This window comes from Nonlabens tegetincola (assembly GCF_002117085.1).
GTDB lineage: Bacteria > Bacteroidota > Bacteroidia > Flavobacteriales > Flavobacteriaceae > Nonlabens > Nonlabens tegetincola.
Genome location: NZ_CP019342.1, coordinates 367,056 through 380,701 on the forward strand (window position 1 = coordinate 367,056; position 13,646 = coordinate 380,701).

Below are 13,646 nucleotides of genomic sequence, written 5' to 3' on the forward strand. Positions count from 1 at the left end.
GATTAAAAACGTGTTTTTAACATTTTCTATTGTTTATTGCGGCATTCTAAATTATCAAAATGAAAAGACTATTATCCCTATTATGTTTACTTATTTCATTTACATTAAGTGCTCAAAGCTCCATGTGGCAATCAATTGACACTAGTGAATTGCCCGTAATAAGTGAACAAGACAGGCCTATAAAGCCGTTAAAGTTTGACTTAATTCAAGTAGATGCTTCCATTCTTTCTCAATATTTAACTAGTGCTCCAGATCGATTTGATGGCAGAAATGGAATAATTGTCGATTTACCAGTGTCAGAAGGTAAATTTGAAAGTTTCGAAGTTTTTAATTCAGGTTCATTATCTAAAGGATTTGCCAACCAGTATCCCAATATTCAATCATTTATAGGAAAAGGCATTGATAACCCGAAAAATGTAATATACTTTACTATAACCTCTAAAGGTTTTCATGGTGTTATAAGAGGTGAAAAAATTACTTATATTGATCCTTACTCTAAATCGACTCCTAATATTGTTATGATTTATGATCGTAACAATCTAACTAGATCTGATCAGGAAGTTTTCGATTGTCATGTAGAAGATACCTTAAGCAAGGAAACTATTGATGCTTTTGAATCCTCTACTATTTCAAAAGCTTTTAGAGATAGAGTTTTTAGAACTTATAGAATTGCGATTGCTGCAACAGGTGAATATACTGCATACCATGATGATGGTAATGCTGGGAACGGTGATGCAGTTGCTGATGCTCTTGCTGGTATCGCGGTGACCTTGACAAGGGTGAACTCCGTTTTTGAACAAGAAATGTCTATCAGATTTACATTAGTAGCTAATAATTCTGCAATTGTTTTTACAAATGCTGGTACTGACCCATATGATAATTATAGTGGTGGTCAAATGATTGGGGCAAATACTAATGCGATTAATTCAAGAATCGGAAGTACAGCTTATGATATAGGCCATGTATTTTCAACTGGTGGTGGTGGAATAGCAAGTGCTGTAAGATGTAGCGGAAGTAAAGCCCAAGGTGTAACGGGTATCGTTACTCCAGAATTTGACCCTTTTGATATTGATTATGTGAGCCATGAGATTGGACACCAATTTGGTGCTTCTCACACATTTTATAACGGGTGTTTCGGTGGTAGTCCATCTTCTGCACCTGTTGAAACTGGAAGTGCTTCTACTATTATGGGTTATGCTGGAATTTGTGCGCCTAATGTACAAGATAATTCAGATGCATATTTTCATTTGATTAGTTTATTTCAAATGCATAATGAATTAGGCTCTGATACATGTGAATTGGAACAAGATTTAAATGGATTAAACGCTAGCGCACCTAATTCAGTTTCTTTAACTAACAAAACAATACCTAGAAACACTCCTTTCAAATTAACCGGGATTTCTACACAAGCTCCAGATCCTGGAGAAACTTATACTTATAACTGGGAACAACTTGATAACGGATATAATGCAGGCGGTTATACGGGAGCTACACAACCACCGCTTTCGTCTAACAATAGGGGACCTGTGTTTAGAACATTATTTCCAACTACAAGCCCGACTAGATATTTTCCTAATCTAAATGACTTAGTAAATAATGTTGATCCTACATGGGAAACACTGCCAAATGTACAACGAGAGATGAGATTCTTTTGTACGATTAGGGATAATAACATTAATGGAGGTCAATCAGATTTTGCAGGTGTTACCCTTACAGTTGGAGCCTCTGCAGCGTTTAGTGTTTCTTCACCAAACACGGGATCAGAATTGTGGTATGAAGGCGAAAATGTCAATATTACATGGAATGAAGCAGGTACAAATAATACAACTTATGCTACTCAAGTAAATATTCTCTTATCAACTGATGGTGGTTATACCTATCCTATAACATTAGCTTCTAATGTAAATAATGATGGTTCCCAAATAGTGAATATTCCGACTGGTGTTAAAACCACTCAGGCAAGAATCATGATAGAAGCTGTTGATAATTATTTCTTTGATATATCTAATCAGAATTTTGAAATTAAAGAAGGTACTTTTGAATTGAACTTGGCAAATGATACAGTTTCCTCATGTTCTCCAAGTGATGCAGTTTTTTCATTTGATTACGTTCCTGCGCCAGGATTTAGCGAAACTGCAACTTTTTCTACCAATAATTTGCCGGCAAATCTTAATGTTAACTTTACTCCAGCATCAACTAGTGCAACTGGAACTATTCAAGCTACAATATCTAATACTGCTGGTGTAGATGCAGGAAGGTATGAATTTGATCTAATTACTACTACGAGTTCTGCTACAATAGTTCAACCGATGGTTCTTAAGATTTTTGATGGTAATGTTGGACAGGTAAATTTGACTTCTCCAATAAATGGTGCTGGTAATCAAGTTGCTAATCCTTTACTGGTATGGGACGATTTAGAAAGTGCATCGGGTTATTTAGTTGAAATTTCTGAACAATCTGATTTTTCTACGGTGGTAGAATCGGCAGCAGTATTTAATGTTACTCAATACCAACCGACCTTATTAGAAAGTAGTAAAATCTACTTTTGGAGGATAACACCATCTAATGATTGTACTACAGGTACAGCAAATTCTATTTCTGCATTTCAAACAGCTCAAGATGTTTGTAATACTTATGGAGGAACAGGAGGAATAGGTAGTGAGTATTATGAAAATAATGACAACATTTGGAATACTAATAGTAATAATGCTGTGAGTGCGCGAGTGCAAGTAACTGATGATATTGAGATAACTCAGGTTTCCTTTTATATGAATGCTACTCATAGTGATACGGGAGACTTAAAAATGCAGTTAAGCAGTCCTACTGGAAGATTCTCTGAAGTTTACAATAGAGAATGTGCAGCCGGAAGAAATTTTGACCTCACAGTAAGCGACTCGGGTACTGAAGCTTTTGGTTGTAATCCAGGATATACAGGTGCTATTACAGGAGTACGTACTCCTGGTCAAGCATTTTCAAGATTTAACGGTAGTAGTGCTCAAGGTGAATGGGTTTTACTAGCTACAGACCGAGAAGCAGATAGTCAAGGAGGTACCTTTAATGAATTCTCTGTTACTGTTTGTGGAAGATTGCAGTACGTAAATGATATTGATAATAATCGAAATAACTTACTTACTTTAGGTTATAACGCTACTTCGATTATTTCAAACACGTTATTGCGTACCCAAAAATCAGGTACTACTAATGCTAATATGACTTATGTAATAACTTCGATTCCAGAACATGGAAGAATATTGCTATTAGGATCTGCCTTAAATTTAGGAGATACGTTTACCCAGTCAGATATCAATCAGGATCGTATAAGTTATGAGCACACTTCAACGGAACTTGTTTATAATGATAGTTTTGGTTTCATAGCTCGTACTCCAGATCAAGCCGTACTTGAAGGGAAAGTATTTAATATTGAAATCAGTGAACCTACTTTAATATACTCTGGTGGAGCTTGGAGTCCTTTTCAACCTAATTTAGAAACCTTGTCTTTAAATGCCGTTGTTATAGATGGAAGTGCAACTTTGAGCGCAGCAGGACAAATTAAAGACTTAACAGTACAATCAGGAGGAACTCTAGAATTAGCTGATAACTTATTAGTTTCTGGAGATATGTTAATTGACGGTAATTTAACCGGTTTAACAAACGGAAATCTCGAAATGTCTTCTTCCAATTTACAAACTATAAGTGGCTCAGGTGATGTTAATTTATATGATATGACCGTACAAAACACTACAGGAGTTCTTTTGAATTCAAACGTGAATATTTATAACGTTTTGAATCCGAATAATTCCTCAATTACTACAAATGGTAACCTTACATTCAAGAATGATGCGACTAGGGTAGGGCAGTTGGATAATGCAAATCAAGCTATTTTTACTGGTAACGTTACCGTGGAAAATTATTTTCCTGCAAGAAGAGCATTTAGGTTTATGGCTAGTTCTGTAAATACTTCTAATGGAATTTACAATAATTACCAGAATGGTGGAGTGTCTGAAAGTAATATCGGTACGCATATTACAGGTAATACAAGTGGAGCCAATGGATTGGACGCAACATCTACCGGTAATAGTAATATGTTCTATTTTGACAATACGAATCAAGCTTGGGTAGCAGAAGATAATACCTTAAGCAACCAGTTAGAAATAGGTAAGGCATTCCGTTTACTAGTGCGCGGCGATCGTTCTGTAGATTTGTCTTCAAATACATCACCAGCAACGATAACGACTTTGGTAAGTGAAGGTCAACTTCAAATAGGAGATTTTAATCAAGCTTTCCCTACTTCAAATGGAGAGTTTCTTATGATTGCAAATCCATATCAAGCTATTGTGGATGTTAGGGATCTTATAGCTGAAACAGGAACAACAGGTATTAATCCTAATTTCGTTTATGTTTGGGATACTAACCTAAATGCCCGTGGTGGATACTCGACTGTAGATGTTTCTGGTCCTTCAGATTTTGTGATCCCATCAAGTAATGCATCTAGTAAAATAAGACCAGGTCAATCTATTTTTATGCTAGCTACTGGTCCAAGTAATATAGCATTTAAAGAATCTCATAAAGCAGTCAATGAAGATCTTTCTAACGTTTTCAGGTCTTCTTCAACTAGTTCGTTTGTAAGAATAGAGTTACTTAACTCTAATACACAGCAATTACTTGATGAGTCTATTATGCTGTTTGATTCAAGTTTTGATGACAACGTAACAGCCGAAGATGCAATCAAGTTTACTAATCAGGATGAAACCTTAGGAATTATAGTTGCTGGTCAATCATTGGCAATTGCTAAAAACAACAGTGCCCAAATTGGAAATGTATATCCATTGTCTTTCCTTAATCAAAGAGGAACTGATTATACTTTCTCAATTGAAATTCAGCAACTAGATCAGGTTCAACCAGTATTAGTAGATAATTATTTAATGTCAAGAACTCCACTGCAATCTGGAATTAATAATGTTAACTTTAATATAGATAGCAATGTTCAATCTCAAAACCCTAATAGGTTCAATATTGAATTTGAAACTGTAACTTTAAGTAATGGAGATGTTTCGTTGGATGGAATGATATCCCTATATCCAAATCCAGTCAAAGACATTTTAAATATCGAATTAACTAGTATACTGAAACAAGAAAGTTTATCAATAAACGTGACCAATATGCTAGGGCAAGCTGTTTTGTCTAAAGATGGATTAGGCAGGGATATTTCAAGTATCAACTTAGGCTCATTAGCTTCTGGCACCTACATTCTGACAATCGATTCCCAATTAGGCTCCTATGCCACTAAGTTGGTGAAGGAATAGTAGTTAACAAATTACAGTATTAAAGAGCGGTTATTAACCGCTCTTTTAATTTATGTTCATTTTTACTACATCGTTTTCAAGAACGTTTATGTTTTTACTTAAATTTTTTATAAACTCTATCAATCTCTTTTAAATTGAGTATTAAATATGAGTTTCCTGCCGTATTTTCGTAGGCATAAAATCACAATAAAACAATGTCAGATAAAGCAATATTAGAAATTGATGGTGAGAAGTATGAGTTTCCTATCATCACTGGTACAGAAAACGAGAGAGCAATTGATATTAAAGCCCTAAGAGGAGCTACTGGTGGAGTTACCACTATCGATCCTGGTTACAAGAATACTGGAAGCTGTGAGAGTGCTATTACTTTCTTAAATGGTGAAGAAGGTATACTTAGATACAGAGGTTATTCAATTGAAGATCTTGCTGAAAAGGCCGATTTCCTAGAAGTTGCATATCTACTTATTTTTGGTGAGTTACCAACTAAAGAACAGTTAGATAAGTTTTATGCTGATATTAAAGCAGAGTCTCATGTAGATGAAGACGTAAAGAAAATCCTTGACGGTTTTCCAAAGTCTGCTCATCCTATGGGTGTATTATCTTCATTAACAAGTGCATTAATAGCATTTAATCCTTCTTCAGTAAATGTAGATAGCGATGAAGATATGTATAAAGCTATTGTGAAGTTATTAGGTAAGTTTCCTGTACTGGTAGCTTGGGCTCTACGTAAGAAAAATGGACAGCCATTAGATTACGGTGATGATAACTTAGGATATGTGGAAAACATCCTTAAGATGATGTTCAAAAAAGCTAGTTCTGATTATGAGCTTAACCCTACAGTTGTAAACGCACTTGATAAATTATTAATCCTACATGCAGATCATGAGCAAAACTGTTCTACAAGTACAGTTCGTATTGTAGGTTCATCTCATGCTGGTCTATTTGCAAGTATCTCAGCAGGCATTAGTGCTCTTTGGGGACCACTTCACGGTGGTGCAAATCAAGCAGTGCTTGAAATGCTTGAAGCTATCAAAGAAGATGGTGGAGATACTAAAAAATACATGGCCAAAGCTAAGGATAAAGAAGATCCATTCCGTTTAATGGGATTCGGACATAGAGTTTATAAAAACTTTGATCCTCGTGCACGTATTATCAAAAAAGCGGCCGATGAGGTGTTGAGTGATTTAGGAGTAGAAGATCCTATTTTGGAAATAGCGAAAGGTCTTGAAAAAGAGGCTCTAGAAGATCCTTATTTCGTAGATAGAAAATTATATCCTAACGTAGATTTTTATTCAGGAATAATTTATCGTGCTATGGGTATCCCTGTAGAAATGTTTACAGTGATGTTTGCCTTAGGTAGATTACCTGGATGGATTGCACAATGGAAAGAAATGAGAGCTCGTAAAGAACCGATCGGTAGACCACGTCAGGTTTATATAGGTGAAACAAAAAGAGATTTTGTAGATATTTCAAATCGCTAAAAAATCTTATAACAAGTAAAGAAACCCAGCTTACTAAGCTGGGTTTTTTCTTTTTACTCACTCATGTTTGTATAAAGCTAGGTAGTTTATAAGTATCACTCATATAAGTTGGTAAAAAAGGATGTTAAGGATCTAAATTCTCAATCGTTTTAGTTCTCTATTTCCTAGTTTAAACCATTATTTTTGCCACATGGATAAATTGAACCTGTACGTACCAAACGAGACATCAAGATTAAGGGCTGTAGTTTTAGGATCTGCATCTAGTAACGGTCCTGCTCCCACAATAGAAGAAGCTTATGACCCAAAGTCTAGAGAGCACCTAATTGCCGGTACATATCCAAAGAATGAGGATATGGAAAAAGAGATGGAAGCTGTTGCACAAGTCTTTGATAAATATGATGTTGAGGTTTATCGGCCTCATGTAATTGAAGATTACAATCAGATTTTTACTAGAGATATAGGTTTTGTTATTGATAATGTATTTATTAAAGCAAACATTCTACCAGATCGTGATCAAGAACTCAACGCTATTAAATATGTTTTAGACAAAATCAATCCTGAAAACATACTTACGCCACCAGAACAATGTCATATTGAAGGTGGTGATGTTATGGTTCATAACGACTATATATTTGTAGGAACTTATAGAGGAGCTGACTATTCCAGCTACATAACTGCTCGCACAAATACCGCTGCTGTTAATTGGATGAAAGAGCAATTTCCTAATAAAAAAGTAGTGAGTTTTAATCTTAGAAAACATAATACAGATCCTAAGGAAAACGCATTGCACCTAGATTGTTGTTTTCAGCCAGTCGGTAACGATAAATGCATCATTCACCGTAATGGGTTTCTGGAAGAATCAGAATACCAATTCCTAATAGATTTATTTGGGAAAAAGAATTGTTTTGAGATTGACAAGGAGGAAATGTACAATATGAATTCTAATATTTTTTCAATAGCTCCTGATGTAGTCATTTCTGAACGAAATTTCACAAGACTAAACGCCTGGTTGCGCAGTCACGGTATAATTGTAGAAGAGGTTCCCTATGCCGAAATAGCAAAACAAGAAGGGTTGTTAAGGTGTTCAACACTTCCTTTAATTAGAGATTAATTTTAATTAGTTCGCTTTCGCGAAAACTGCTACACCAGCAGTTTGAGACAATAAACAATAGAATGAGACAAATTACCGACACAGTTTTCATGATACGACCTGTTCAATTTAGACTAAATGAACAAACCGCTGTTAATAATTATTATCAAGATGATGAGGTCCAAGTAGAGAACCAAAATGAGAAAGCACAAAATGAATTTGATGGCTTTGTAGCATTATTAAGATCAAAAGGTATTACAGTAATTGAAATAAGCGATGATCCTAAATATGATACTCCAGATTCTATTTTTCCAAATAACTGGATTTCAACACATGAAAATGGTGATATTGCACTGTACCCTATGTTTGCCGAAAATCGACGATTAGAACGACGACCAGAAGTTCTTAATCGTTTGGAAGAAAGTGGTTTTACAATACAAAACGTTGTTGACTACACTGCTGCCGAAGAGGAAGATCTGTTTTTAGAAGGTACCGGTAGTTTGTTGTTAGATCGTGTAAATCGTAAGGCTTACTGTAGTATTTCACCTAGAGCAGATGAGGATTTGCTTATTGAATTCTGCGAGGATTTTGAGTACACACCTGTCATTTTTACTGCCTATCAAAGTGTAGACGGTAAACGATTGCCTATTTATCATACCAATGTAATGATGGCACTAGGAGAGAATTACTGTGTGATATGTTTAGATTGTATCGATGATAAAAAGGAGCGTAAGAATGTTCTTAAACATCTCAAAGAAGATGGGAAAGAGGTTATTACCATTTCAGAGCAGCAAGTAGAATCTTTTGCTGGTAATATGATGCAAGTTCATAATGCTAGTGGTGAAAGGTTTCTTGTAATGAGTGATCAAGCTTATTCATCACTTACTGAATCTCAAATTACAAAACTGAAATCGTATAATGAGATTTTACATCCTTCTATTGAAACTATAGAAACCTTAGGCGGTGGATCAGTACGTTGTATGATGGCCGAAGTTTTCTTACCTAAATAAATTAAATTTTTCCAGGTGGTTGTAAGTCTAATATTTATAACCACCTAGCATAAATTCTAAACTGGTTATTACTTTAAGTCAGGAATTTTCTACCTGTTGAGTACTCGGTAGTTTGAAGTTATTATTTGCCAGTTGCTATATGCTTGATCATTCCTGCAAATATGAAATAATGAAAGGGTAGCATACTGTACCAGTAAAGTCTACCCCAAATACCTTTTGGTCTAAAGGTAGCTGTTTGATGCACTATGTTATTTTCATCAATTTCAAATTCCAACCAGGCTTCACCAGGAACTTTCATTTCAGCAAATAATAGGAGACGTTTTTCATCCTTGTCTGCGACAAGAACTCTCCAAAAGTCTAAGGAATCTCCAGGATAAATCTTATCTGGATTAGTACGTCCTCTACGCAACCCTACACCACCAAAAAGTTTGTCTACAAGTCCTCTAATTTTCCACAAGAAAGTAGCGTAGTAATAACCGTTTTTTCCACCTATACTCCAAATACGTTCAAGAGCTTTAGTGGCGTTATCGGTTTTGTGAGTTTGTTCATCCTTCAAACAACCGTATTTAGGAACTTGCTTGTATTTATTTAAATTCTTTTTGAATCTTCCACTTACCATGCTGTCTTTCCAGCTACTAACTACCTGACTTTGTTCAATTTTAGCAAATGCCATGTCAAGAGCTTCTTTATAGGTAAATAGTTGAATGTTGAATTTTTCTGCTAGATTGTTTGGTCTTGCAACTACTTCAATTGTCATACTCTTGACTAAATTTTGAGCAAGTTTATAAGATGTACTCGTTACAAAATAAAGCCAATAACTGCTTAAAGTAGGTGTCATCACGGGCACTGTAAAAATGAATATTTTCAATTTGCGTTTTTGTGCATATTGTAGCATCATTTCCTTATAGGTAAGAATATCTTTTCCTCCTATATCGTAACTATTGTTATAACATTCTACACATCCCAAAACACAGGTCAAGTAACTCATTACATTTCTTATAGCGATAGGATGTGTTTTTGTATTTACCCATTTTGGTGTAATCATTACTGGTAATTTTTCACATAGATCTCTTATGATTTCAAAAGAAGAACTACCACTACCTACAATGATACCAGCTCTTAAAACAGTCACGGGTATGTTGCTAGTGTAAAGAATATCTTCTACACGCTTTCGCGAAAGCAGATGTTTACTCAGTTTATCTTCATTAACAATACCTGATAAATAGATAATCTGTTGACAGTTTGTTGGGTGAATAGCCTCGAGAAAATTTTGAGCACTACTAGCTTCTAGGTCATCAAAATTTTCTGTGTTTGATGTCATAGAATGAATTAGATAGTACGCAGCATCTATATCTTTTGGGATTGCATCACTTTTCTCAGGTTTGAGAAAATCTACTTCGATAATACGTATTTGTTCCTTGATTTCTTCAGGTACTGAAAGTCTATTTGCGCTACGCACAGCACAAACCACATCATGATCCTGTTTAAGAAGCTCATAGAGTAATCGCACTCCTATGTAACCGTTTGCGCCTGTAAGTAACACTTTCATATTGCTAAAGTTATATTACGCAAGGGAAATTCTCTCTAGTAAAGATGTTAAAGAGCAAGAATGTCAAGAAATTAGGAGCTATTGTTTTCTCAAAATCATGATAAGTCTAGAACTGTTGAACTTATCATATTGATGGAGTTGATAATCACCATAAATGTCTATTAGTTCAAGACCAGCTTGATCAAAATATTTTTGAAAATCTGATAGCATCAATGCGCTCACTCTTTCTGTGAAATGGTACTTATTACCACCATCTGTAAACTCAATATCTTTATAGATAAACCCGTTTTCAAAACGTCGGTTCATATGAAATGTGATGCCTTGAATGGTTTTGGAATTTGAAATAACTAAATGCCTGAGTACATGAGGTACATTCATAAAGTCAATGACTGCATAGGCACCATCTTTCAAATTTTTCTTTATCGATTTGATGGTGTTTAAGTTATCCTGTTCTTCATCAAAATACCCAAAACTGGTAAATAAATTAAATATCGCATCAAATTTATCATGATAGGGCAAGGTCATATTGTGAACGTCAAACGTTATACGACTACTATCTACTGATGCATCTTGCTCTAATTGTTTGCGAGCAAAGTCAATACTGTTTTCACTTAAATCAACTCCAGTAACTTTGAATCCTAATTTGTTAAGGAACAAACTGTGACGACCACGACCACAGGCAAGATCCATAATGTGACTATCTGCTTGTAATGAAAGAGCAGTGGTTAGGTTATTCATAAAAGCACCTGCTTCTTCATAATCTCGATCACCATAAAGTATGTGATAATAGGGCGTGTTAAACCAGCTTGCGTACCACTCTTGTTTCTGTGCTCTCATAGGCGGCAAAAATAGCGTAATTTTGCAGGCTAAAATACCTAAGGATGTCCCAAAATTTTAAGATGATCGCCAAAACACTCTTTGGACTGGAAGAAGTTCTAGAGAAAGAATTACGCCAGCTGGGTGCAATGGATATTAAACGAGGTGTGCGCATGGTTCAATTCTCGGGTGATTTAGGGTTTATGTACAAGGCAAACATGATGTTGCGTACTGCTATTCGTATTCTTAAACCTGTATACAGTTTCAAAGCTCGTAATGAGGTTGATTTGTATGACGGTATCTATCAACATGATTGGTCTCAATATATTAATGAAGATGATAGTATTTCTGTTCACGGCACAATAGCCTCCAGATATTTTAATCATAGCCAGTATGTAGCTTTAAAAACAAAAGATGCGATTGTAGATCAATTTCGTAGGAAAACTGGTACTAGGCCAAACGTGGATACCAAACATCCAGATTTAAGAGTATCCGTGCACATTAACGATCAACGGGTAGATGTTTCTATTGACTCCAGTGGTGAGCCCTTGTACAAACGTGGCTATCGAGATAAAACAAATATTGCACCTATTAATGAAGCTCTTGCAGCAGGAATTATTTTATTAAGTGATTGGGATCAACGATCTACTTTTATTGATCCTATGTGTGGTAGCGGTACCATTGCTATAGAAGCGGCAATGATAGCCGCAAATATTGCTCCTAATCTTAATCGAATGGAATTCGGTTTTGAAAAATGGAAGGATTATGACAATGCCCTTTTTGAAAAAATCCAAGATAGCTGCCTTAAAAAAATGCGTGAATTTGATGGTAAAATTATAGCTCGTGATGCCGACGGCTATACCCTTCAAAAAGCTAAGGACAATGTAAAAAATGCCAATCTTGAAGATTTCATATCACTGGAAAAAGGAGACTTTTTTAGAGATAATCAAACAGCCAAAGCTTTCTTACTTTTTAATCCACCCTATGATGAACGTATAGGTATTGAGATTGATACGTTTTATAAACAAATAGGTGACACGCTCAAACAACGTTACCAAGGTAGTACAGCCTGGATCATCACAGGAAATCTAGAGGCGATTAAACATGTTGGGTTGCGTCCTTCACGTAAAATCAAATTGTATAATGGTAAACTAGATGCCAGATTAGTTAAATATGAAATGTACCGTGGGACAAAAAAGATTCACAAGTTGCAATAATTTTATACTAAAATTAAACAAGATATTTTTTACCACAACTAGGCTAGTTATATTTGAAACAAACATTGTTTCATGAAAATAATAGCTAGAATATTTCAAATTTTTGTAGGAATATTATTCATCTTTAGTGGTCTTGTAAAATTGAACGATCCGTTAGGGTTCAGTTATAAATTAGATGAATATTTCAGTGCGGCGGTTCTAGGTCTTGAATTTTTACAGCCACTTGCACTTCCTATAGCCATATTTGTGGTGATTTTTGAAGTGGTTCTTGGAGTAATGCTTCTTTTAGGTTTTCAAAAAAAGTTTACAGCATGGTCTTTACTTTTAATGATTGTGTTTTTTACGTTTCTCACGTTTTATAGCGCTTACTTCAATAAAGTGACAGATTGCGGTTGTTTTGGTGATGCTATTCCGTTAACACCATGGGAATCATTTACAAAGGACGTTATCTTACTCATTATGATAATAGTGTTGTTTGTGAAACAGGATTATTGGTATAGCGCTTTCGCGAAAGCGAAATCAAGCATAATCACTTTACTCGCTACTATTGGTTGTTTTGCTCTGGCTTACTACGTTTTAATGCACTTGCCGGTTCTAGATTTTAGAGCTTATAAAGTAGGTACCAATATGGTAGAAGCCATGAAGGAAGACCCTACAAGACCTGATGTTTATGAATATAAATGGTATTTTAATGTCGATGGTGCAGAGAAAGTCGTGACTACCAATGGTGATTATCCTAGCGGCTATGGAGAATTAGTTAGATATGAAACGGAACTGGTTGAAAAAGGTTACGAACCACCAATTCACGATTTTAAAATTGAGGATGAAAATGGTGAAGATTTTACTAGTGACTTTTTAACCAAACCTAAAGTTGCGATGATCATCACTTATAACCTAAACAAAGCAGAGGTTGAAGGATTAAATAAATTGAATAAATTTATAGATAGGGCAGAGACTGCTGGTTATGAGGTTATAGGTCTTACGGCATCTAGTATGGATGATGTGAAAATTGTGATGAATAAACATGAATTTTCAACTACTTTTTATACTGCCGATGAAACTGCTTTAAAAACCATAGTACGATCAGTACCTGGTGTTATTCTTGTAGATAGAGGTATTATAACTGCAAAATCTCACTGGAATGATCTAGAGTCATTAGAATTATGATAAGTTACCTTTT

Annotated in this window: 8 protein-coding genes; 6 read left to right on the forward strand and 2 right to left on the reverse strand. The window is 35.2% G+C overall.

The window, feature by feature from the left end:
- The first annotated feature begins 59 nt into the window (after positions 1 to 59).
- From BST91_RS01950 to ctlX, 4 genes are all read left to right on the forward strand, one after another.
- Entirely contained in the window at positions 60 to 5,303 is a 5,244-nt protein-coding gene (locus BST91_RS01950) for a reprolysin-like metallopeptidase (protein WP_085774278.1), read from the forward strand.
- A 194-nt stretch (positions 5,304 to 5,497) separates the two neighbouring features.
- Entirely contained in the window at positions 5,498 to 6,784 is a 1,287-nt protein-coding gene (locus BST91_RS01955; RefSeq protein ID WP_042278945.1) for a citrate synthase, read from the forward strand.
- A 190-nt stretch (positions 6,785 to 6,974) separates the two neighbouring features.
- Complete coding sequence (locus BST91_RS01960; protein WP_085774279.1) at positions 6,975 to 7,895, forward strand: dimethylarginine dimethylaminohydrolase family protein; 921 nt, start codon at positions 6,975 to 6,977, stop codon at positions 7,893 to 7,895.
- 62 nt (positions 7,896 to 7,957) lie between these two features.
- Positions 7,958 to 8,884 carry a citrulline utilization hydrolase CtlX gene (gene ctlX, locus BST91_RS01965; RefSeq protein ID WP_085774280.1) on the forward strand — a complete coding sequence of 309 codons (927 nt, stop codon included), beginning with the start codon at positions 7,958 to 7,960 and terminating at the stop codon, positions 8,882 to 8,884.
- Positions 8,885 to 9,005: 121 nt separating this feature from the next.
- On the opposite strand, the gene BST91_RS01970 is transcribed toward ctlX, so the two are convergent.
- Entirely contained in the window at positions 9,006 to 10,433 is a 1,428-nt protein-coding gene (locus BST91_RS01970) for an SDR family oxidoreductase (RefSeq protein ID WP_085774281.1), read from the reverse strand.
- 78 nt (positions 10,434 to 10,511) lie between these two features.
- Positions 10,512 to 11,270 (reverse strand): SAM-dependent methyltransferase, encoded by a 759-nt coding sequence (locus BST91_RS01975; protein ID WP_085774282.1) that lies wholly within the window; start codon positions 11,268 to 11,270, stop codon positions 10,512 to 10,514.
- A gap of 44 nt (positions 11,271 to 11,314) precedes the next feature.
- On the opposite strand from BST91_RS01975, the gene BST91_RS01980 reads away from it, so the two are divergent.
- Together BST91_RS01980 and BST91_RS01985 are read left to right on the forward strand one after the other, a co-directional pair.
- A complete protein-coding gene (locus BST91_RS01980) occupies positions 11,315 to 12,466 on the forward strand; it encodes a THUMP domain-containing class I SAM-dependent RNA methyltransferase (RefSeq protein ID WP_042278952.1) in 1,152 nt (383 codons plus the stop codon).
- Between the two features lie 72 nt (positions 12,467 to 12,538).
- Positions 12,539 to 13,633 carry a BT_3928 family protein gene (locus BST91_RS01985; protein WP_085774283.1) on the forward strand — a complete coding sequence of 365 codons (1,095 nt, stop codon included), beginning with the start codon at positions 12,539 to 12,541 and terminating at the stop codon, positions 13,631 to 13,633.
- Positions 13,634 to 13,646: the final 13 nt, after the last annotated feature.

Coding starts and splice junctions, on each gene's coding strand:
- BST91_RS01950 (WP_085774278.1), top strand. CDS start 60: ATGAAAAGACTATTATCCCTATTATGTTTACTTATTTCATTTACATTA.
- BST91_RS01955 (WP_042278945.1), top strand. CDS start 5,498: ATGTCAGATAAAGCAATATTAGAAATTGATGGTGAGAAGTATGAGTTT.
- BST91_RS01960 (WP_085774279.1), top strand. CDS start 6,975: ATGGATAAATTGAACCTGTACGTACCAAACGAGACATCAAGATTAAGG.
- ctlX (WP_085774280.1), top strand. CDS start 7,958: ATGAGACAAATTACCGACACAGTTTTCATGATACGACCTGTTCAATTT.
- BST91_RS01970 (WP_085774281.1), bottom strand. CDS start 10,433: ATGAAAGTGTTACTTACAGGCGCAAACGGTTACATAGGAGTGCGATTA.
- BST91_RS01975 (WP_085774282.1), bottom strand. CDS start 11,270: ATGAGAGCACAGAAACAAGAGTGGTACGCAAGCTGGTTTAACACGCCC.
- BST91_RS01980 (WP_042278952.1), top strand. CDS start 11,315: ATGTCCCAAAATTTTAAGATGATCGCCAAAACACTCTTTGGACTGGAA.
- BST91_RS01985 (WP_085774283.1), top strand. CDS start 12,539: ATGAAAATAATAGCTAGAATATTTCAAATTTTTGTAGGAATATTATTC.